This is a genomic window from Mycobacterium sp. NPDC050853, assembly GCF_040653875.1.
GTDB lineage: Bacteria > Actinomycetota > Actinomycetes > Mycobacteriales > Mycobacteriaceae > Mycobacterium.
Map to the genome: position 1 here is coordinate 125,483 of NZ_JBFAGW010000001.1, position 21,381 is coordinate 146,863.

Here is a 21,381-nt window from a genome sequence, read left to right on the forward strand (position 1 = left end):
CCGCTCGGCCGATTAGCCCTTGCGAGCCTTGACGGCCTCCGTCAGCTGCGGCGCGACGTTGAACAGGTCACCCACCACACCGAAGTCGGCGATCTCGAAGATCGGGGCTTCCTCGTCCTTGTTGACCGCAACGATGGTCTTCGAGGTCTGCATACCGGCGCGGTGCTGGATGGCACCCGAGATGCCCAGCGCGATGTACAGCTGCGGCGATACGGTCTTGCCCGTCTGGCCCACCTGGAACTGGCCCGGGTAGTACCCGGAGTCGACCGCGGCACGCGAGGCGCCGACGGCGGCACCGAGCGAATCGGCGAGCGCCTCCACGACGCTGAACTTCTCGGCGCTGCCGACACCACGACCGCCGGACACGACGATGTTGGCCTCGGTGAGCTCCGGACGGTCGCCACCGACGATCGGGTGACGCGCGGTGACCTTGGTGGCGTTTTCGGCGGGAGCCGGCACCTCAACGGTGACCTGCTCGCCCGCACCAGCGGCCGGCGCGGCCTCGACGGCACCCGGACGCACGGTGAAGACCGGCGCGTCGCCATTGGCCTGCGCCTCGACGGTAAACGCACCACCGAAGATCGAGTGCAGACCCTTGCCACCCTCACGAACCTCGATGACGTCGGTCAGCAGGCCCGAGCCCAGGCGTGCGGCCAGGCGTCCGGCCACCTCCTTGCCCTCGGTGGTCGCGGCGATCAGGATGCCGGCGGGGCTGGCGGTCTCGGCGAGCGAGGCCAGCAGGTCGACCTTCGGGGTCACCAGATAGCTGTCGATCACATCGGACTCGGCGACGTAGATCTTCGCGGCACCGGCCTCCTTGAGACCGTCGATGAGCGCCGCCGCGGTACCGGCAGGACCGGCCACCACGGCAGAGGGCTCACCCAGGACGCGGGCGGCGGTGATGAGCTCGGCGCTCACCTTCTTCAGCGCACCCTCTGAATGCTCAACGAGCACAAGTACTTCAGCCATAACTTTGCTTTCTCGTTTCTGTATTAGAGGGTCTTAGATGATCTTCTGAGCGACCAGGAACGCGGCGACCTTGGTGCCGCCTTCGCCCTCGTCGGCGATCTTCTCGCCCGCGGTCTTGGAAGCCTTGGGAGTCGAGGACAGCACGGTCGTACCGGCGTTGGCGACACCCACCTCTTCGGCATCCACGCCGATCTCGGCGAGGGTCAGCACGGCGACTTCCTTCTTCTTCGCGGCCATGATGCCCTTGAAGGACGGGAAGCGGGGCTCGTTGATCTTCTCGGTGACGCTCACGATGGCCGGAAGGTTGGCTTCGACCTCGAACACGCCCTCGTCGGTCTCGCGCTCACCCTTGACGACGCCGCCTTCGACGGTCAGCTTGCGCAGATGAGTCAGCTGCGGCAGGCCCAGGTACTCGGCGATGATCGCGGGGATGGCGCCCGAACGGCCGTCAGTGGCCTCGTTACCGGCGATGACCAGCTCGACGCCCTCGACCTGGCCCAGTGCGCGGGCCAAGGCCCAGCCGGTCTGAATGGCGTCGGATCCGTGCAGACCCGGGTCGAGCAGGTGAACTGCCTTGTCGGCGCCCATGGACAGAGCCTTGCGGATGGCCTCGGAGGCCTTCTCGGGACCGGCCGAGACGACGGTCACGACCGAATCGCCGCCCTCGCGCTCCTTGATGAGCAGCGCTTCCTCGACGGCACGCTCGTTGATTTCGTCGAGCACCGCGTCGGCGGCTTCCCGGTCGAGCGTGAAGTCACCGTCGGTGAGCTTGCGCTCTGACCAGGTGTCTGGGACCTGCTTGATCAGGACCGCGATATTCGTCATAAGTCTCCGATCGTCCTTCCTCTTCGCTGTCTGTCCAGCTGTTTACCAGCTGTCTGCTTTGGTGCTAGGTGCTTCCCTGCGTCCCCATACCGCGCCGGTCGCATTGCCACGTTTTTCGTGACTAACCCGGCCAATGATGTTACTCATGGGTAATATAAGGAGTTCGCCCGTCCACCATAGCCGGTTCACCCCTGGTTTCCGGCCTGTGATCTGGGCCACCAGTATTAAGACACGGCGTTCACCCGATAGCCTGCCAAACGATGAACTCGCACCTGACCGACCCGCACCCGGCTGATCCACTTCGCGCAAGCGGCGCATCGGCCGATGATGCCGATGCAGCCTTGGCGCTCACCGGCGAGCGGACCGTGCCCGGCATCGCCGAAGAGAACTACTGGTTCCGCCGTCATGAGGTGGTGTACGAGCGGCTCAGCAGCCTCTGCGCGGGGCGCAAGGTATTGGAGGCGGGCAGCGGCGAGGGTTATGGCGCGGACATGCTGGCCCAGGTGGCTGAGCACGTGATCGGGCTGGACTATGACGAGTCCGCGATCGCGCACGTGAAGGCCCGGTACCCCCGCGTGGACATGCGCGCCGGAAACCTGGCAGACCTGCCGCTGGCCGCGGGTTCGGTGGACGTGGTGGTGAACTTCCAGGTGATCGAGCACCTCTGGGATCAGGGCCAGTTCCTCTCCGAGTGCGCGCGTGTCCTCAGCCCCGGCGGCTCTCTACTGATCAGCACGCCGAATCGGATCACCTTCTCCCCCGGCCGCGACACCCCGCTGAATCCGTTCCACACCCGCGAGCTCAGTGGCGCCGAGCTCGACGAGCTCCTGGTGGAGGCCGGGTTTTCGGTGCAGTCGATGAATGGCGTCTTTCACGGACCACGGCTGCGCGAGCTCGACGTCAAGTACGGCGGTTCGATCATCGACGCGCAGATCGAGCGTGCGGTCGCCAACGCACCCTGGCCACAGGACCTGCTCGCGGATATCGCGGGACTGACCACCGAAGATTTCGAGATAGTCGACGCGGGGGAACGCGACATCGACCAGAGTCTGGATCTGGTTGCCATTGCGGTGATTCCGTGACAGAAAAGGTTCCTGGGCTATTCACCATGGTGCTGCATACGCACCTACCGTGGCTCGCCAATCACGGACGCTGGCCGGTCGGCGAGGAATGGCTGTACCAATCCTGGTCGGCCGCGTATCTGCCACTGTTTAAGGTGCTGCGGACGCTGGCGGCCGAGGGCCGGGAGAACCTGATCACCCTTGGCATCACCCCCGTGGTGGCCGCACAGCTGGACGACCCACACTGCCTGACCGGGCTGTACAGCTGGCTGGCCAACTGGCAACTGCGTGCCTTCGAGGCCGCCACCATCGCGAAAACCGATGCCGAACCGGGCACCGCGTCGAGCCCAGAAATGTTACGGGCCTTCGGTATTCGCGAATACCACAGCGCCACAGCCGCTCTCGATGAATTCGATGGGTACTGGCGCCACGGCGGCAGCGGTCCGCTGCGCAGTCTGATAGACGCAAAAGCCATTGAGCTGCTGGGTGGTCCGCTCGCACATCCGTTCCAGCCGCTGCTAAACCCACGGCTACGCGAGTTCGCGTTGCGCGAGGGACTTGCCGACGCCGAACAGCGTTTCGGACATGCACCCACCGGCATCTGGGCACCCGAATGCGCCTATGCCCCAGGCATGGAGGAAGGCTACGCAGCGGCCGGGGTCAACCATTTCATGGTCGACGGACCGTCCCTGCAGGGCGACACCTCACTGGGTCGGCCGGTGGGCGACACCGATGTGGTGGCCTTTGGCCGCGACCTGGCGGTGAGCTACCGCGTGTGGTCGCCGAAGTCGGGGTATCCGGGTAACGCCGCCTACCGCGATTTCCACACCTACGACCACGACACCGGCCTCAAACCCGCCCGGGTCACCGGACGCAACGTGGCCTCGGAAGCCAAGGCGCCATACGAGCCAGAGCGCGCCGACGCCGCGATCGACGTCCATGTCCGCGATTTCGTGGACACCGTGCGCCAGCGCCTCATCTCAGAGTCCGATCGGATCGGCCGACCCGCGCATGTCATCGCCGCCTTCGACACCGAGTTGTACGGGCACTGGTGGTACGAGGGGCCGGCCTGGCTCGAGCGGGTGCTGCGGGCATTGCCCGAGGCAGGTGTCCAGGTGGGCACCCTGGAACAGGCCCGCGCACAGGGGTACGTGGGCAAGCCCATCGACTTGCCTGCCAGTTCATGGGGTTCCGGTAAGGATTGGCATGTCTGGAATGGCGAGAAGGTGGCCGACCTCGTGCAGCTGAACACCGAGGTGGTCGACACCGCCCTCGCTGCGGTCGACAAGGCCCTGCACGAGCAGCCCGCGCCGCATACCCGCAATCGGGTGGCCGATCAGATCCTGCGTGAAGCCCTGCTGACCGTATCGAGCGACTGGCCCTTCATGGTCAGCAAGGATTCGGCCGCCGATTACGCGCGCTACCGTGCTCATCTCCATGCGCACGCCACCCGCGAGATCTCTGCGGCGCTCGCCAGCGGAAGACAGGACGCCGCAATCCGCCTGGCGGACGGGTGGAATCGTGCTGACGGGCTGTTCGGCGCACTCGATGCCAGGAGGCTGCCCCGATGAACACGGTCTTCGCCCGAGAGGCTCATCTATGAGAATCCTGATGGTCTCCTGGGAGTACCCACCGGTGGTGATCGGTGGGCTCGGCCGGCATGTGCACCACCTGTCCACTGAGCTGGCCGCAGCAGGCCACGACGTCGTGGTGCTCACCCGGCGCCCCTCCGGCACGGACCCCGCCAGCCACCCGACCACCGATGAGGTTTACGAGGGCGTGCGGGTTGTCGCGGCCGCCGAAGACCCGCATGACTTCGATTTCGGCACCGACATGATGGCCTGGACCTTGGCCATGGGCCATGCGATGGTGCGGGCGGGTTTAGCCTTGGCTCTCAAGGGATCTGGCGATTGGCACCCCGATGTGGTGCACGCCCACGACTGGCTGGTCGCCCACCCGGCAATCACCCTTGCCGAGCATTTCGATGTACCGCTGGTGTCGACGCTGCACGCCACCGAGGCGGGCCGGCATAGCGGCTGGGTGTCGGGACGCATCAGCAGGCAGGTGCATTCGGTGGAATGGTGGCTGGCCCGCGAATCGGACTCGCTGATCACCTGCTCGGCATCGATGCTGGACGAAGTGACCGAACTGTTCGGGCCCGAGCTACCGCAGGTCCATGTCATCCGCAATGGAATCGATGTCACCCGTTGGGTATTCGCACCGCGGCTAGCCTCCGACGGGTCTCCTCCCGTACTGCTTTTTGTGGGACGGCTCGAATACGAGAAGGGTATCCACGACGCCATCGCGGCGCTGCCCAAGATTCGCCGCTCGCACCCGGGGACGGTGTTGACGGTCGCAGGTGATGGCACGCAACAGGATTGGCTCCTCGAACAGGCGCGCAAGCACAAGGTCGTCAAGTCCGTTCAGTTCCTGGGCAACCTGGACCACGAGGGACTATTGCAATGGCTGCATCGCGCCGACGCCATCCTGCTGCCCAGCCACTACGAGCCGTTCGGCATCGTGGCGCTGGAGGCCGCGGCCGCGGGTACTCCCCTGGTGACCTCAACCGTCGGCGGGCTCGGTGAGGCCGTCATCGACGGCGAGACCGGATTGTCCTTCACCCCACGCGATGTGGCAGGCATCGCGGATGCGGTCAAACGCACCCTCGACGATCCGACCGCCGCCGCCGAACGGGCCGTAGCGGCACGGGCTCGGCTCACCGCGGACTTCGACTGGGCCACAGTGGCCGACGAAACGGCTCAGGTGTACTTGGCCGCCAAACGCCGCGAACGGGAACCATTGGGCCGCAGCGTCATCGTCGAGCGCCCGCTGCCGGACCGGTAGAGGCACGTGACCATCAATACACCCCCCGCTTGCGAGACCGACGCGGCGGCCCGGGCGGCAACACTGTTTGAGTCCGACCCTCAATTCCGGGCGGCCACGCCCGATCCGAATGTCATGGACTCCCTGCTGGTGCCCGGCCTGCGGTTGTCCCAGGTGCTCCACGCCCTGCTCACCGGTTACGCCGACCGGCCCGTGATGGGGTTCCGGTCCCGCGAATCGGTCGTCGACCCCACGACCGGCCGTACGGTCGACCGCCTGCTGCCCGCCTTCCAGACCATCAGCTACGGGCAGCTTCTCGACGATATCTCGGCCATTCTCGCGGAGTGGCAGCACGGCCCCAATGCCATTGGCGCCGGTGACTTCGTCGCCACCATCGGCTTCTCCAGCCCCGACTATGTCACCCTCGACCTCGCCGCCCTGATGAATGGGTGTGTGTCGATTCCATTGCAACACAACACATCTTTGGCGCAGCTGCGCATGATGCTGGAGGAGACAAACCCGCGGTTGGTGGCAGCGAGCGCCGATTGCCTGGAACTCGCGGTGGAGGCCGCGCTGGGGTCACCGGATTTGCGGCGGGTGGTGGTATTCGACTACCGCCCCGATACTGACGATCACCGCGAGAAGCTCGCCGCAGCAAGGGATCGTCTACGCGCGGCCGGTACAGAAGTCACCGTCGAGCCGCTCGCGGACGTCATCGCAAAGGGGCGGCAACTGCCCGAACCAGCACTATACACCGACGGCGACGACCAGCGCACCGCGCTGATCATGTACACCTCGGGCAGCACCGGCGCCCCCAAGGGCGCAATGTTCACGGAGTGGACGGTGACCCGATTCTGGTCCTCGGGTGCGGCACCGAACCGGGACACCCCGATCATCAACGTCAACTTCCTGCCGCTCAACCACCTCGCGGGCCGTGTCGGACTGCTGACCGCCTTCATACCCGGTGGCACCTGTTACTTCGTTCCCGAGAGCGATCTGTCCACCCTCTTCGAGGACTGGCAGCTGGTGCGCCCCACGTACACGGGCGTGGTCCCGCGGGTGGTCGACATGCTTTTCCAGCACTACCAAACGCGCATGGATTCGTTCATTGCCGACGGAGCCGACCCCGAGTCGGCCGATCGTAGTGCGAAAACCGAACTGCGCGAAGATGTTCTGGGCGGACGCGTGGTCGCGGGCATGCTCGCCACGGCGCCACTGTCCCCCGAAATGAAATCCTTCCTGGAATCCGCACTCCACTTCCATCTGCTCGATCTATATGGCTTGACCGAGGTGGGCGGCGTGTTCCGGGATGGCAAGATCTCTCGTCCACCGGTGCTCGACTACAAGCTCGTCGATGTACCCGAACTCGGGTACTACACCACCGACAAGCCGCATCCGCGTGGCGAATTGCTCGTCAAGAGTGCCACCGCAACGCCCGGGTATTACAAACGTCCCGATGTCACGGCCGAGGTTTTCGACGCCGACGGCTATTACCGGACCGGCGATGTCATGGCGGAGATCGCTCCCGACGAGCTGGTGTACGTGGATAGGCGCAACAACGTCATCAAGCTTGCCCAGGGTGAGTTCGTTGCAGTGGCCAACCTGGAGACGGTGTACGTCGGCGCACCGCTGGTCCGCCAGATCTTCGTCTACGGCAACAGTGAACGCGCCTACCTGCTGGCGGTCGTCGTGCCCACCGAGGAGGCGTTGCGCGGACACCCCGACCCCGTCGACCTCAAAAACACGATCCGGGAATCGCTGCGGCGGACCGCTCGCGCCAACCACCTACACTCGTACGAACTCCCGGCCGACTTCATCATCGAGACCACGCCGTTCACCATCGAAAGCGGCATGCTTGCGGCCGTCGGTAAGCCCATACGCCCCAAGATGATCGAGCATTACGGGGATCGGCTTGAACAGCTCTACGTCGACCTCGCCGAGGCCCGCGTCGAAGAGCTGCGGCAGCTGCGGGATACCGCACAACAGCGCCCCATCATCGAAACCGTCACCGAGGCCGCTCGGGCACTGCTCGGCATGTCCGGGGATGCCGTGCGCCCCGACAACCACTTCATCGATCTCGGTGGAGACTCGCTGTCGGCATTGACCTTTTCCAACCTGCTGCGCGATCTCTTTGACGTCGAGGTGCCGGTTGGCGTGATTACCGGTCCCGCCGCCGATCTGCGGACCCTTGCCGATTACATCGAGACGGAGCGCGAAAACAACACCGCCACCGCCGCCGGTGTGCATGGGCCGGACGCCTCGGTCGTCAGCGCCGCCGACCTCACCCTGGACAAGTTCATCGACTCCGAAATACTCAGCAACGCTTCAGAATTGGATAAGCCCGCGTGCGTGGTCAGCACCGTGTTGCTCACCGGCGCCAACGGATATCTCGGACGGTTCCTCTGTCTGGAGTGGCTGCAGCGGCTGGCGCAGTCCGATGGGCAGCTGATCTGTCTGGTCCGTGGCGAGAGTGACGCCGACGCCCTGGCACGGCTCGAGGCCGCGTACGGCGACACGGATCCGGCACTGCTCAGCGAGTTTCGCGCGTTGGCGCAGAGACACCTACGGGTGATCGCTGCCGATATTGCCCAGCCCCGTCTCGGCCTAGATGACGCGACCTGGGAGCAGCTGGCTCGGGAAGTCGACAAGATCGTCCATCCCGCCGCACTGGTAAATCATGTGCTTCCTTACAACCAGTTGTTCGGTCCCAATGTCTTTGGCACAGCGGAGGTCATCCGCTTGGCGTTGACCACCCGGATGAAACCGGTGACGTACCTGTCGACGATGGCGGTCGCCATGACGGTGCCTGATTTCGACGAGGACGGGGACATCCGCACGGTGAGCCCCATCCGGCCCGTCGGCGCGGGCTACGCCAACGGTTACGCCAACAGCAAGTGGGCCGGCGAGGTGCTGCTACGGGAGGCACATGATCTGTGCGGCCTGCCTGCCGCCGTCTTCCGCTCCGACATGATCCTCACCCACCGCCGATACAGCGGTCAGCTCAATGTCACCGACGCCTTCACCCGCATGCTGCTGAGCCTGGTCCTCACCGGTATCGCCCCGCGCAGCTTCTACCAGGGCGATGGCGGCGGCTCCCGACCGCGAGCCCATTACGAGGGACTGCCAGTCGATTTCGTCGCCGAGGCCATCACCACCTTGGGGCTGGCCACCATCGAGGGCTTCCGCTCCTACGACGTCATGAACCCGCACGATGACGGCATCTCGGTGGATACCTTTGTCGACTGGCTGGTCGAAGATGGTCATTCCATCGACATCATCGACGACTACGACGAATGGCTGTCGCGATTCGAGACGGCGTTGCGAAGCCTGTCGGACGAACAACGACGTGCCTCGGTGCTTCCACTCCTTGATGCCTACCGGGCGCCGGGCCACCCGCGCCGCGGCGCCGCCGCGCCCACCGATGTGTTTCGGAAGGCCGTGCAGGACCACAACATCGGAGGCGAGAGCGCCGACATTCCACAGATCGATCGCGCGCTCATCGCCAAGTACATATCGGACCTACGCGCACACGGGCTGCTCTGATCCCGATCGGCCGGATGACATCGGGAGTGGTTGTGACACAGCACTATCCCCGGGTGTACGCAGGCCCCTCCGGCAGCAGGTGCTTGTCGACGAGCTTGTGCCAACGTCGTTGCCGATACCGGAATATCGCCGCGGCCGCCTCGGCGGCCACGGGTGTGAGGAAGCCGGCGTCGATATCGATCCGATCGCTATACCGGCAGCGACGATCACCTATCGGTTCCACGTGCAGAGTGTGATTCCAGGTACGCAGGATTCCCCCGCCTTCGTTGGTCCGTACGGTTCGACTCTCCTCGTCGACCTCCACCACGTGAATCGTGTGCCGGTACAACGGGATCAGATGCAGACCCCATAACCAAGCGGATCCGCGCTCGCCTATCCGCATGGGCTCGGTACGCCCCGAGAGCGCCGGAATGCCGAATATGCCACGGCACAGGTACAGGAAGGTTCCGGCATATTGCATCGCGCCCCACACCCGGTCGGCGTCGGTGGGCAGTTCGGTCTCCAGATACACCGTCTTCATCGGCGTCTCCTTTCATTACAGCAGCTCAGCCACTATTATGAGTAATTACTCGCATTTGTGGTACTCGCATTTGAAGGAGATGACGACACCGTGCCCGGCCCCCGACTACAGCCCCGCAAGCAGCCACGACAGGATCGCGCCGGGGCCACCCGGCAGCGCATCCTGGATGCCGCTGCTCACGTTTTCGCCGACTTCGGATATGCGGCCGGCACCACCAACCGGATCGCGGAACGGGCCGAAATTTCCATCGGCTCGCTGTATCAGTACTTCCCCAACAAGGACTCCATCCTCGTCGAGCTCATGACCTCCCACACCGAGGATGGGTTTGCGCTCATTCAACGGCATCTCACTGCGGGACTACCGGATTCGATCGAAGGTATGCTTCGGATCTTTGTCAGAGCGGCCATCGACAACCATCGCGACAACCCGAGGCTGCATAGGGTGCTGTTTGAAGAGGCGCCGCGACCACCCGAGTTTCTTGCGCTGCTGCACCGGTCCGAGGATGCCGTCGTCGCTGCGGCCGAGGCAATTCTGGCGGCACATCCCGATGTCCGGGTAATCGAAACATCCACAGCGGCAAGGATGGTGGTGGCGACCATCGAATCATTGGTACACCGCCTGGTGGCAGGCCCGCGACCCATCGACCCGGCTCCGTTCGAGGACGAGCTGGTCAGCATGCTGACCCGCTACCTGACGGGCTGAGGATCAATGCAAACGGTCGGCAATCTGCCCGTGCTCACCGAACAACTCGGCATTCCACCTCGCAATGAGCTCCGTGTTGTCAACCTCATTGGGGTGAAAGTCCTTGCGGTTGTAAGACAGTAGTCGCCGAAAGACCGATCGAGAGAAGAAGGGGGCGCCGAAAAATCGGACGGCACTCCGATAGTGGATCTTGGGATTGTAGAAGTCTCGGTCGCGAAACAGTGACATGTACGTCGCACACCCGGCGGACGCAAGAAATGCAAGTGTGGTGAACCACATCACGAGAACCCGCATCCGATGGGTGCCGCCGACAGCCTTGTACACATCGAAGGCGACCGCGCGGTGCTCGGATTCCTCCAGCGCATGCCACAGCAGCATGGAACGCACCTCACCCTCGCCGAGCATGTCCAGGGCACGCTGATCGCTCAACAGTGTCTCGGCCAGGATCGCGGTGTAATGCTCCAGCGCCGCGGTCATTGCCAGGCAGTACAACGGCGAGAGGTAGCGGGTACGCGCTTCCAGCGTCCTACGTATCACTCGATCGATCAACGCGGTCGGATAGCCCATCTCCTGCAGACGCTCGTTGAGCTCGCGGTGTTCGCGGCTGTGGGTGGCTTCCTGGCCGATGAACCCGGCCACCTGCTTCTTGAGCTCCGGATCGGTGATCTGATCGGCGACCGCCCGCACCGAGCGGATCATAAAAGCTTCCCCCTCTGGGAAGGCTGCTGACAGCACCGCCACCATGTGACTCATCCCCAAGTCACCTTGGACATAGTGACGCCGCAGAGAACCGTCCGGATAGCGAAACTTGATCCGCCGTGTCTTGATTTCCCGTTCCATGATCACCTCACCCCGCTACACATCTGCGCACTAGTATCCCCAAGTGTGCCAGTGCGCGCAGATCGCGCCTCTAATGCAGGTGGCCGGTCAGGTGACCGTTCTCACCGAATAGCTCGGCATGCCATTTATCGATGAGTTCGGTGTTGTCGGAGTCATTGGGGTGGAATCCCGGGCGGTTGTACTCACCGATCCGGCGCCGCACCTCACGGCTCAGGAAAGGCAAATGCCGCAATGCCGCAATGCTTTTCGCCAATCGAATCGGGTTGTAGGCGGCCTTGTCACGAAGCAGCGAGATCACCGTCTCGAAGAACGTCGTGTAGATGAAGGCGAGGGTGGTGCGGCGCATCACCCAGATACGCAGCCGCTCGCTGCCACCGACCGCCCGGTAAACGTCGAAGGTGACGGAGCGGTGCTCGGCTTCCTCGAAGGCGTGCCACAGGAGCATGGAACGCACCTCGCCCTCGCCGAGCATGTCCAGAGCGCGCTGATCGGTCAGCAGCGTCTCGGCCAGCACCGCGGTGTAGTGCTCCAGCGCGGCCGTCACGGCCAACGTGTAGATCGGCGGGTAGTTCCGGGTCTGAAAGTTGAATATCCGGCGAGCGAGCCGCTCCACGAACGCAGTGGGATATCCCATCTCCTGCAGACGCTCGTTGAGCTCGCGATGCTCACGCCCGTGTGTCATCTCCTGGCCGATGAACCCGGACACCTGCCGCTTGAGTTCGGGATCGGTGATCTGATCGGAGTAGCGCCGGACCGACCGGATGAAGAACTCCTCACCCTCCGGGAAGACTGCCGACAGCATAGCCATCATGTGACTTGACACCAGGTCACCCTGTACGAAGTGACGATCCAGCGAACCGGGTTGGTAGCGGAACTTGATACGGCGGGTCTTGATCGGCCTGTCCATACTCAGCTTCCCACTACCCCGCAATGACTGATTTCGACTCGCTCCGACTGACGAAGCCAACGCAGCTCAGGGTACCGCAATTCGCGGGTATCCCGATGATCCACGGTTGACACATTCCCATATCGGTATATGTTAGCGCCATGGCTCGCACCCCGACGACGGCTGACGCGTTCAACGCGATCGCGGAGGCGAGCCGCCGTGACCTCCTCAGCGCCATCGGCACCGGCGAGGTCACGGTGAACGACCTGGTGGATCGAACCCGGATGGGCCAACCACAGGTGTCCAAGCACCTTGGGGTGCTCCGCGCCGTCGATCTGGTGCGGGTGCGCTCGCACGGGCGACACCGCCTCTACCGCGTCAACGGCGAGGCCTTGCGGCCCGTCCACGAGTGGGTCGCCGCGTTCGAACACACCTGGAACGAGCGCCTGGACCGGCTCGACGACCTACTCACCGAACTCAAGAAAGAGGATATGGAATGACCTCCGACCCCAACGCTCTTCGCGCAAGCGGCTCATCGTCGACGAATCGGTACGGCAGCGCCACCGTCGAATTGCCTTCGGACACCGCAATTCTCATCACGCGGTCATTCGATGCGCCCGCCGCACTGGTCTTCCGAACGCTCACCGAACCGGATCTGGTCAAGCGCTGGTGGGGATTCGAGACTGCTCAATGGCAGGTGTGCGAGATCGATCTACGGATCGGCGGCACCTGGCGGTACGTGGTCAGCCAACCGTGCGAATCCGCGCCAGATATGGAAGTCGGATTCCACGGTGAGTACCGGGAGATCGATGCACCGCATCGGCTGGTCAACACCGAGGTCTTCGAGGGCATGCCGGATGCCGCGGCCCTCACCTCCACCACCCTCGACGAGGTTGACGGCGTGACCACCATGCGGGTTCTGGTGGAGCACAGCTCCAAGGAACATCGCGACGGGCACATCAACTCCGGCATGGAGGGTGGCATGCAGGTCAGTTACAACCGCATCGAAGACCTGCTGCGCGACATGGGCTGAAATAGGGCGCCCGCCGCGTGTGTTGCAGCCACGGTGAGCAACCAATTCACCTCCGAGTACATCGCCGCCAACCCGCAATGGGTCGATGAGCAGATCGAGATCTACGAATCCAGCGGCGGAGCCGAGGGCACCACGTTCGACGGCATCCCCGTCGTGGTGCTGTACACCGTCGGCGCGAAATCGGGACAGATCCGCAAGGCCCCGCTCATGCGCGTCGAGCACGAGGGCGTGTACCTGGCGGTCGGATCGATCGGCGGTGCGCCGAAGAATCCGGCCTGGGTCGCGAACCTGCGGGCCAATCCCTTGATCGACCTGCGCGACGGCGAAAACGTCGAGGTCGTCCGCGCCGACGAGATCACCGACGAGGCCGAGCGTGCGGCGTGGTGGGAACGCGCCGTGGCAGCGTTCCCACCCTATGCCGAGTACACGACGCGCACAGACCGGGTCTTCCCACTGTTCACGCTCACTCCGACGAGCTAGCGGCCGCCTTCTTCCGCTCGATATCGGCCAACGCCTCGGCGAGCTGTGCCCGCTGCGCGGCCGAGGCGTCCCAGGCCACCTTCCGGTTCTTGACGACCCTGGCCGGCGCTCCGACGGCAATCGAATAGTCCGGGATCACGCCCTTGACCACGGCATGGGCGCCCAGCACGCATCCGCGCCCGATGATCGTGTCCCGCAGAATCGTCACCTTGGTAGCGATCCAGGTGTCCGGCCCGATCCGTACCGGGGTCTTGATGATCCCCTGGTCCTTGATCGGCACAGTGATGTCATCCATGATGTGGTCGAAATCGCAGACGTAGCACCAGTCCGCCATGAGCGCGGAGTCGCCGAACTCGATGTCGATGTACGCGTTGACGACATTATCCTTGCCGAAAACCACCTTGTCGCCGAGGCGCAGGGAGCCTTCATGGGCGCGCAACGAGTTCCCGTCGCCGATATGCACCCACCTGCCGATCTCCATCCGCGCCAACTCGGGTGTGCAGTGGATCTCGACGTTCTTGCCGAGGAACAGCATGCCGCGCGTGACGATGTGCGGGTTGGAGAGCTTGAACTTGAGGAGCCGCCAGTACCGCACCAGGTACCACGGCGTATAGGCCTTGTTGGCGATCACCCATCGCAGCGAAGCCATGGTCAGGAACTTGGCCTGTGCCGGATCCCCGAGGCGCTGGCCGCGCCACCTCTTGTGCAGGGGAGCGCCCCACATCGTCGTCATGGCCGCACAGCCTACGGGACCACCGAATGCCGACCGACTACCCTGCGATGAGCGCACCACCGCCTTCGTGGGGCGCGCACACCACGTTCGGGTTGACTAAAGGAGTGCCTCACCGTGCTTTCCAGGGCACGACTGCTCGCGACCTTGGCGGTCGCGGTATTCACGCTTCTGCCGACGGCCTGCTCCGGCGACGATTCGTGGATCAATATCAAGGCCGCACCCGGCTGGTCCGCCAGCTACGCCGATGCACACAACAGCAGCTACACGTCCACCGAAGGGGCGCGCGAGCTGACCCTGGAGTGGAGCCGGAACACCAAGGGCCAGATACGCAGCGCCGCGGCAATCGGTATCGACAACTTCGTCGCGGTCAGCGCCGACACCCCGTCCGGCTGCACGCTCATGGGGTGGGAGAACAACAGGGCCGCGCGGCAGCGCTGGTGTACCCGCATGGTCACCGGAAGTCCGTGGTCCGGACCGCTCGCCGACGGATACAACAACCTCTATATCGGCCAGCCCGGTGCGTTGGTGTCGTTTCCACCCACCCAGTGGATCCGCTGGCGTAAGCCCGTCATCGGTGCCCCCACCACGCCCAAGATCGTCGAGCCCGGACGGCTCCTGATCGTCACGCACCTCGGTCAGATAGTGATCTTCGACGCCCAGCGCGGCGAGGTCGTGGGCACCCCGATGGACCTGCTCGACGGGATCGACCCGGCCGATCCACGACGCGGTCTGGACGATTGCGAAGCGGCGCGGCCCAAATGCCCGGTATCGGCCTCCCCGGCCTATGACCCGGCGACCGGCACCATCGTCACCACCCTCTGGCAGCCGGGCAAACCGGTGCCGGTGCTGCTGGGAATCACCTACGACGCCGACGGCAAGATCACACTGAAACACAAGTGGGCCAACAGGATCATCGACGAGGGTGTGATCGGCTCCCCTGTGATGTCTCATGACGGGGAGACCGTCTACATCAACGACCGCAAGGGTTCGCTCCACGCGATGCACACGTTCGACGGCAGCCAGAAATGGTCGGTGCCGTTGGGATTCAATGCCACCACGCCGCCGTCGGTCGCGCCGGACGGGACCATCATCGCCGGAACCGGCGACAAGGCCACCCTGGTGGGGATCAAAGACTCCGGTAACGCGGGTGAGATCGCCTGGCGCCGAGATGATCTCGTTCCGCTCTCGACGTCGAGCCAGGCCGCCGGAAACGTGGGCTACGCCGTCGTGCGAGACGGAGACAAGGGGCTGGCCCTAGTGGTGTTCAACACCCCGGACGGAGCCACCATCAATCGCTACCCGCTACCCGATGCCGCGGGCTTCCCTGCCGGGATCTCGATCGGACCCGATCGGCGCGTGATAGTCACTCTGAGCGAGGGCATGGTGTACGGGTTCCGCCCGGGGACCTAGCAGCGCAGACGAAAGCCCTTGCACTACTACCTATCCGAGTGATGACGACCGATAGCGCCACGCTGCCGCGCAACTTCAGCCTGGTACGCAGCAGCGCCGGGTCGATATCCACCCCTCGCACGGTGATCTCCACAGCACCACAATCGCGGGCGGCGAGCGCCTGACGCAACCGTTTCTCGTTGTAGGACAGCGAATCCAGCACGCGATACCCCTGCACGCCGACGGGTACGGAATCCCCCGACAGGTACGCGATGCGGTGATCCAGCTGCCACAATCCATATCGCGCCGCGTATTGGCGCACCAGGCCTGCCCGCACGACCGCACCGTCGGGGTCGACGATCCACTCCCCCGCCTCGGCGACCACGCAGTCGTCGGGGTCGGCATCGGTCAGCTGGTAGTTGTCGGCGGTCGTCGAGAGCACCGTGGCGCTCCGGCGTGCACGCGCCAATCCTGCTGACCACAAACATGCCTCACGGACGCCGCCGTCGAGTGACACCACCTCGATCTCGCCGTCGAACCCGGTCTGCTCGCGCAGTTCGGCGAAGTCCAACCCTGGAGCACATTTAACGACCAGATCGCGATCGGCGTAGGTCCGCAGCACCGCATCCAGAGGCGGTGTGTACGCAGACGGATCGAACCGTCTCCTCCCGCCGGACCGGCGACCCGGATCAGCGATCACCACCTCGGCGCGGCTGGACGGTGCCAGCGCATCGGCCCTGCAGATCAGCACCCGCTGTCCAATGTTGTGGCGCGCCATCGCCGTTCGCACTGGATCGATATCGCTGCCGATGACGGAGGCGGCGATACCGTCGAGGGCGGCCAGCTCGGTCCCCACCGAACAGGTGACGTCGTGAACCACCAAGCCGGTAAGCCGGGCAGCCCGGTGCCGCGCCACCGCGGCCGGAGTCGCCTGTTGCACCGCGTCATCGGTGAACAGCCAGTCCTGTACATCGCCGAGCTTGATCACTGCCTTACGGCGCAGCTGCACCGTCTGCGCCAGGATCGCGGCGCGGTCCCCGAATTCGGTGCGCAGCGCCGCGGTATCGGCAACCAGGGTGCCCGCCGAGAACGTGTAAGCGGACGCTCGTACCAGCGCCGTCCTGCCTGCCTCGGACGACAGATAGGAGACGTCGGCGAGCTCGAACACTCCGGTTACCGAAGAAAGTTATCGGGAGCTAAGAAGCCTTGAGCCCGGTGATCATCACGTTGTAGTACCAGCCTTTCGGCACCACGTGACGCCACACGTTCTCGTCCACCCAGCTGAGCGCCTTCCAACCGCCGAACGCGAATTTCGCCCAGCCCCAGCCCAACTTGCCCGGCGGCACCGTCGATTCGAATGTGCGCACCGGCCACCCCAGCATGGCGGCGGTGAATTCCTCACTGGCGGTCCGCACCGCGACGGCGCCAGCATTGGCGGCCATCTTCTCCAGGTCGGCCGGATCAAAGGTGTGCAGGTCAACAACCCATTCCAGAGCCGCAGCACGCGAGTTCTCGTCGAGTTCCTCTTGCGGACGCCGCCAGCTCTCCAATCCGGGCAGCTTCATCGCCTGAACCGTGGCCTTCCACGTCAGATTCGCGAGCGCGCGGGCGTACAGATTCCCTACGGTGGTGGGCTCGCCGGCGAAGATGAACCGTCCACCCGGCTTGAGCACCCGCAGCACCTCACGCAGGGACAGCTCGACATCGGGAATGTGGTGCAGCACCGCATGGCCCACCACCAAATCGAAGGTGTTGTCGTCGTAGGGAATCCGCTCGGCATCGGCGACCCGGCCGTCGACGTCCAGTCCGAGTTCTTTGCCGGTGCGGGTTGCGACCTTGACCATGCCCGGAGACAGGTCCGTGACCGAACCACTGCGCGCGACACCCGACTGCATCAGGTTCAGCAGGAAGAAGCCGGTGCCACAACCCAGCTCGAGGGCACGGTCATAGGGCAGCTCACGCTGGTCCTCGGCGGGAACGATGGCGTCGAACCGGCCGCGGGCGTAGTCGATGCAGCGCTGGTCGTAGGAGATCGACCACTTCTCGTCGTAGGTCTCTGCTTCCCAGTCGTGGTACAGGATCTGGGCGAGCTTGTTGTCCTCGAAGGCGGCAGCGACCTGCTCGGCGGTGGCCTTGGTCGTCGGCTCGGAAATCTCCGTCATGGCCGTCAGCCTAACGCCTGGTTAGGCTCCCCTGAACCGGCCCGTCCCTGGGCCGATCTCCAGCTGAGCGGCCACCCCGTCCACGCGGTCCTGTGTGGCGAACACCTGGCAAAACAGCTCACGTTCCCTGCCCAAACCCACGGCCAGTGGGCTGTCGAAGCCGTGGTCGATGGCCTCTTTGGCGGCGGCGAGCGCCCGGGGCGGCCCGTCGACGAAGCGCCGAGCCCAGGCCGCGGCCTCGGTATAGACATCGTCGGGCGGCACCATCTGATCCAGCAGCCCCATCCGCAGGGCCTCCTTGGCGTCGACGAAGCGGCCGCTGAACACCATCTCCTTGGCCCGGCTCAGTCCGACGACCCGTGCCAGCCGCGCGGTTCCGCCGCCGCCGGGGATCATGCCGACCAGAATCTCCGGCGAGCCCACCTTGGCGTTGTCTCCAGCGATCCGCCAGTCGGCGGCCAATGCCAGCTCCAGACCACTGCCCAACGCGTATCCCGTGATTGCCGCCACCGTGGGTTTGGCCAGCTCTGCCACCGCGGTGATCGCGGCCTGGCGGTCGCCGGCACTCCGCGCCATCTCCTCACCGGTCAACTCCGAAAGCTCAGCCAAATCATCTCCGGTGCAAAAGATCTCGTGCCCGCCGTAGACGATGACGACTCTGATGTCCTCGCGGGCGTTCGCCTCCGCAGCAGCCTGCGCGAGTTCGCGGTACATCTGTCGGGTGAAGGTGTTGGTAGGCGGTCGCGACAGCGCGATCGTGCCAATGCCGGGATGCTCGGGCGCCGTGCGCACTGAGACGAACTCGGGCTCGGTCATGCCAGCTCCGGACCGGTGATCTCGGGGATTTCCATCGCGCCCTGACGTGCGGCTTCATAGCGGTCCATATCGTCGAACAGGACGAACCACCGTCCGTCCTCCTCCTTCAGGACCGGCATGATCGGTGCGATTTCCCGCCCTACGGCCAGCACCTCCGCAACCGTCACACCGGACGTGGATACGGCGTCGAGCTGGGACCAGGTGGGAGGAAGCAGGAAGCTCCTTCGCTCGGTGAAAGCCGAAATGGCGGCCTCGGGGGTCTGCCACCCCGAGGCGACCGCCTCGGTGGTGTCGCCATCGGCGTCCTGCCCCGCGGGCAGTGCGGCGACGAAGAAGAAGGTGTCATACCGCCGGGGCTCGGCCTCCGGGGTGATCCAGTTGGCCCACGGCCGCAGCAGATCCGCCCGCAAGAGCAGCCCCTCGCGTTGCAGGAACTCACCGAAGGACAGCGTCTTGTCCGACAGGTCATTGCGGGCCTGGCGATAGACCGCCGCATCCCCCACGATCTCGGTATCCGAGGTGCCGGCGAAGAGCACACCGCACTCCTCGAAGGTCTCGCGAGCGGCGGCGCACACCAGGGCCGACGCCAGCTCCGGTGTCACGCCGAATTGCTCTGCCCACCAGTCGACATCGGGGCCCACCCACGGCAGATCGGCACGCAGGTCGCGGGAGTCCACACCACCGCCCGGGAACACGGTCATCCCTCCGGCGAAGGCCATGGCGTTATCGCGCCGCATCAGAAACGCCTCGACACCGATGTCGCCGTCCCGAATGAGAACGACGGTGGCAGCGGGTTTGGGCCGTGCTGAATCCTTTTGGGATGGGGTCATCACTGCCTCCTGGAATGTGCGGCTCGGGGCCGGGCACGTCGCGCGAAATAGCGCCCGTCGATCATCTCAACCACGATCGACAGGCCGAACGCGCGGGACAGGTTCGCACTGGTCATCACGTCCGCGAGTAGACCTTGAGCGACAACCTCCCCCTCGGACAGCAACAACGCGTGGCTGAAACCGGGTGGGATCTCCTCCACATGGTGTGTCACCAGAACCATCGCGGGCGCGTCCGGGTCGGCGGCGAGCTCACCCAGCCGCGCGACAAGTTCCTCGCGCCCGCCCAGGTCCAGTCCTGCAGCCGGCTCGTCCAGCAGCAGCAGTTCGGGGTCGGTCATCAGGGCACGGGCGATGAGCACCCGCTTGCGCTCACCTTCGGACAGCGTTCCGTAGGTGCGTTCGGCCAGGTGCTCGGCGCCGAGAGTTTCGAGCATGTCCACCGCGCGCGCGGTGTCGACGTCTTCATACTCCTCGCGCCAACGGCCCAGCACCGCGTACCCGGCCGAGACCACCAGGTCGCGGACCACCTCGTTATCGGGTATCCGCTGCGCAAGCGCCGCAGAGCTGAGGCCAATCCTTGCCTTGAGTTCCGATACATCGACGCGGCCCAACCGCTCGCCGAGAATGGCGGCGCTACCAGAGGTGGGGTGCTCCATGGCGGCAGCCATCCGCAGCAATGACGTCTTCCCGGCTCCGTTGGGGCCAACGATTACCCACCGTTCGTCGAGCTCTACGGACCAGGTGACCGGACCTACCAACACCTTGCGATTGCGGCGCAGCAGTACATCGCGGAAATCGAGCAGAAGGTCCGGATCAATTTCTGACTCATGCTCTTCACGCAAGCGTTCATCGACCACCCGGCCTATCGTGCCGCATCAGGCGCGGGAGGCGGGCGGCGGGAGTCAACTTGGAGCGGCGAGCGGGAGCCATCCCGCAGGCCGTCCTAGCGAAGCATCCGGAACCTCATCGCGTATCCTCATCCGTACGTCAGCAAGCTCGGAAGGGATTCTAGGCAACGACATGACAAACGATCTTGATCCCGATCCCTACCTCGACACGGTGCACAATATCGGGATTGCCAACCATCGACTCATCGCACAGCTCGATGCCGAAGCGAATCGGATACAGCAACGCGCAGCTCACGGCGAGAATCGGTCATGGGTATGGGATGACCTCAAGGTGTGGCGTCGCCGAGTCGACGCCTTCCACTCCCAGCTGCGCCGCGACACCACGGCCCTCGGAAGCCTGATCGATGCGAATCGGCGAATCAATGGATTCGAGAAGATGGCAGATACCAGCACATCAAAACTCGATTCATCGGCTGAGAGCAACCGCGGCACCCTCTATCCCTTCAGGGATGCGCGAGCACAAGAGGAATTCGTCACCAGACTTAACCGGGTGTTCGCGGTCCTCCACAGTCCCGGTCGCGGACCGTTTTCAAACAGCGAATTTCTCGTGTTCATGCGAACCGGGGGCGCCGTGGTCTCGGCACCGTATCTTTCACAGTTGCGGAACGGGCAGCGAGGGCGACCTTCCCTCCAAGCGCTGGAGAGTATCGCGCACGCCTTTCGCATCGATGTCCGTTACTTCACCGATAGTGGCTACGCGGACGAGATCGACGTAGATTTGACCGCGCTCGAACTCGCCCAGGACACAGTGGCGGCCGAGCTGACGACCAAGCTGCTCCACCTGCCCGAGACCGTTCGGGAACAGCTACTGGCGGAAGCCGAGTCCCTTGACCGACACAATCAGGCGACTACGTCCTGAGG

General features: G+C 64.6%; 21 protein-coding genes. 10 read left to right on the forward strand and 11 right to left on the reverse strand.

All coding sequences use genetic code 11. The annotated features are described in order from the left end of the window. Positions 1-12: 12 nt before the first annotated feature. Both AB0H22_RS00625 and AB0H22_RS00630 read right to left on the reverse strand, forming a co-directional pair. Positions 13-969 carry an electron transfer flavoprotein subunit alpha/FixB family protein gene (locus AB0H22_RS00625; protein WP_180748249.1) on the reverse strand — a complete coding sequence of 319 codons (957 nt, stop codon included), beginning with the start codon at positions 967-969 and terminating at the stop codon, positions 13-15. 33 nt (positions 970-1,002) lie between these two features. Continuing rightward, complete coding sequence (locus AB0H22_RS00630; protein WP_180748250.1) at positions 1,003-1,794, reverse strand: electron transfer flavoprotein subunit beta/FixA family protein; 792 nt, start codon at positions 1,792-1,794, stop codon at positions 1,003-1,005. A 260-nt stretch (positions 1,795-2,054) separates the two neighbouring features. Between AB0H22_RS00630 and AB0H22_RS00635 the strand changes: the two genes are divergently transcribed. Genes AB0H22_RS00635 through car form a run of 4 tightly spaced genes read left to right on the forward strand, consistent with a single transcriptional unit; the run spans position 2,055 to position 9,221 of the window. Then, a complete protein-coding gene (locus tag AB0H22_RS00635) occupies positions 2,055-2,876 on the forward strand; it encodes a class I SAM-dependent methyltransferase (RefSeq protein ID WP_180748251.1) in 822 nt (273 codons plus the stop codon). 26 nt (positions 2,877-2,902) lie between these two features. Beyond that, on the forward strand, positions 2,903-4,426 hold the full coding sequence (locus AB0H22_RS00640) for a glycoside hydrolase family 57 protein (protein ID WP_219602731.1): 1,524 nt from the start codon (positions 2,903-2,905) through the stop codon (positions 4,424-4,426). Between the two features lie 28 nt (positions 4,427-4,454). Further along, positions 4,455-5,699, forward strand: a complete 1,245-nt coding sequence (locus tag AB0H22_RS00645) for a glycosyltransferase family 4 protein (RefSeq protein ID WP_180748253.1) — start codon at positions 4,455-4,457, stop codon at positions 5,697-5,699. A gap of 12 nt (positions 5,700-5,711) precedes the next feature. Continuing rightward, on the forward strand, positions 5,712-9,221 hold the full coding sequence (gene car, locus AB0H22_RS00650) for a carboxylic acid reductase (protein ID WP_358145968.1): 3,510 nt from the start codon (positions 5,712-5,714) through the stop codon (positions 9,219-9,221). A gap of 43 nt (positions 9,222-9,264) precedes the next feature. Here car and AB0H22_RS00655 read toward each other — a convergent pair whose 3' ends face one another. Continuing rightward, positions 9,265-9,741 carry a hypothetical protein gene (locus AB0H22_RS00655; RefSeq protein WP_358144091.1) on the reverse strand — a complete coding sequence of 159 codons (477 nt, stop codon included), beginning with the start codon at positions 9,739-9,741 and terminating at the stop codon, positions 9,265-9,267. A 90-nt stretch (positions 9,742-9,831) separates the two neighbouring features. On the opposite strand from AB0H22_RS00655, the gene AB0H22_RS00660 reads away from it, so the two are divergent. After that, positions 9,832-10,443: a TetR/AcrR family transcriptional regulator gene (locus AB0H22_RS00660; protein WP_358144093.1), complete on the forward strand. Its 612-nt coding sequence runs from the start codon at positions 9,832-9,834 to the stop codon at positions 10,441-10,443. A gap of 3 nt (positions 10,444-10,446) precedes the next feature. On the opposite strand, the gene AB0H22_RS00665 is transcribed toward AB0H22_RS00660, so the two are convergent. Together AB0H22_RS00665 and AB0H22_RS00670 are read right to left on the reverse strand one after the other, a co-directional pair. Beyond that, positions 10,447-11,283 (reverse strand): metal-dependent hydrolase, encoded by an 837-nt coding sequence (locus AB0H22_RS00665; RefSeq protein WP_358144096.1) that lies wholly within the window; start codon positions 11,281-11,283, stop codon positions 10,447-10,449. 70 nt (positions 11,284-11,353) lie between these two features. Continuing rightward, positions 11,354-12,190, reverse strand: a complete 837-nt coding sequence (locus tag AB0H22_RS00670; protein WP_180748257.1) for a metal-dependent hydrolase — start codon at positions 12,188-12,190, stop codon at positions 11,354-11,356. Positions 12,191-12,330: 140 nt separating this feature from the next. Here AB0H22_RS00670 and AB0H22_RS00675 point away from each other — a divergent pair, with 140 nt between their 5' ends. The 3 genes from AB0H22_RS00675 to AB0H22_RS00685 are packed head-to-tail and all read left to right on the forward strand — an operon-like array spanning position 12,331 to position 13,682. Further along, positions 12,331-12,669, forward strand: a complete 339-nt coding sequence (locus tag AB0H22_RS00675) for a metalloregulator ArsR/SmtB family transcription factor (protein WP_358144098.1) — start codon at positions 12,331-12,333, stop codon at positions 12,667-12,669. Then, positions 12,666-13,202, forward strand: coding sequence for an SRPBCC family protein (locus AB0H22_RS00680; protein WP_180748259.1), 537 nt, complete (start codon positions 12,666-12,668; stop codon positions 13,200-13,202). The genes AB0H22_RS00675 and AB0H22_RS00680 overlap by 4 nt, the downstream gene beginning before the upstream one ends. A 33-nt stretch (positions 13,203-13,235) precedes the next feature. Continuing rightward, positions 13,236-13,682 carry a nitroreductase family deazaflavin-dependent oxidoreductase gene (locus tag AB0H22_RS00685; RefSeq protein WP_180748260.1) on the forward strand — a complete coding sequence of 149 codons (447 nt, stop codon included), beginning with the start codon at positions 13,236-13,238 and terminating at the stop codon, positions 13,680-13,682. Here the strand turns inward: AB0H22_RS00685 and AB0H22_RS00690 are convergent. Continuing rightward, positions 13,666-14,415 carry an acyltransferase gene (locus AB0H22_RS00690; protein WP_180748261.1) on the reverse strand — a complete coding sequence of 250 codons (750 nt, stop codon included), beginning with the start codon at positions 14,413-14,415 and terminating at the stop codon, positions 13,666-13,668. The genes AB0H22_RS00685 and AB0H22_RS00690 overlap by 17 nt on opposite strands. 114 nt (positions 14,416-14,529) lie before the next feature. Between AB0H22_RS00690 and AB0H22_RS00695 the strand changes: the two genes are divergently transcribed. Then, positions 14,530-15,825 (forward strand): PQQ-binding-like beta-propeller repeat protein, encoded by a 1,296-nt coding sequence (locus AB0H22_RS00695; protein WP_358144102.1) that lies wholly within the window; start codon positions 14,530-14,532, stop codon positions 15,823-15,825. Here the strand turns inward: AB0H22_RS00695 and AB0H22_RS00700 are convergent. From AB0H22_RS00700 to AB0H22_RS00720, 5 genes are read right to left on the reverse strand one after another with little or no spacing between them, the layout of a single operon-like run. After that, entirely contained in the window at positions 15,779-16,972 is a 1,194-nt protein-coding gene (locus tag AB0H22_RS00700; protein ID WP_358144104.1) for a class I SAM-dependent methyltransferase, read from the reverse strand. The genes AB0H22_RS00695 and AB0H22_RS00700 overlap by 47 nt on opposite strands. A gap of 28 nt (positions 16,973-17,000) precedes the next feature. Next, complete coding sequence (locus AB0H22_RS00705) at positions 17,001-17,966, reverse strand: class I SAM-dependent methyltransferase (RefSeq protein WP_180748264.1); 966 nt, start codon at positions 17,964-17,966, stop codon at positions 17,001-17,003. 21 nt (positions 17,967-17,987) lie between these two features. After that, positions 17,988-18,782: an enoyl-CoA hydratase gene (locus AB0H22_RS00710; protein WP_358144107.1), complete on the reverse strand. Its 795-nt coding sequence runs from the start codon at positions 18,780-18,782 to the stop codon at positions 17,988-17,990. Then, positions 18,779-19,612: an NUDIX hydrolase gene (locus AB0H22_RS00715; RefSeq protein WP_358144110.1), complete on the reverse strand. Its 834-nt coding sequence runs from the start codon at positions 19,610-19,612 to the stop codon at positions 18,779-18,781. The genes AB0H22_RS00710 and AB0H22_RS00715 overlap by 4 nt, the downstream gene beginning before the upstream one ends. After that, positions 19,612-20,469, reverse strand: coding sequence for an ABC transporter ATP-binding protein (locus tag AB0H22_RS00720; protein WP_358144112.1), 858 nt, complete (start codon positions 20,467-20,469; stop codon positions 19,612-19,614). The genes AB0H22_RS00715 and AB0H22_RS00720 overlap by 1 nt, the downstream gene beginning before the upstream one ends. Before the next feature lie 163 nt (positions 20,470-20,632). Here AB0H22_RS00720 and AB0H22_RS00725 point away from each other — a divergent pair, with 163 nt between their 5' ends. After that, on the forward strand, positions 20,633-21,379 hold the full coding sequence (locus tag AB0H22_RS00725; RefSeq protein ID WP_358144115.1) for an XRE family transcriptional regulator: 747 nt from the start codon (positions 20,633-20,635) through the stop codon (positions 21,377-21,379). Positions 21,380-21,381: the final 2 nt, after the last annotated feature.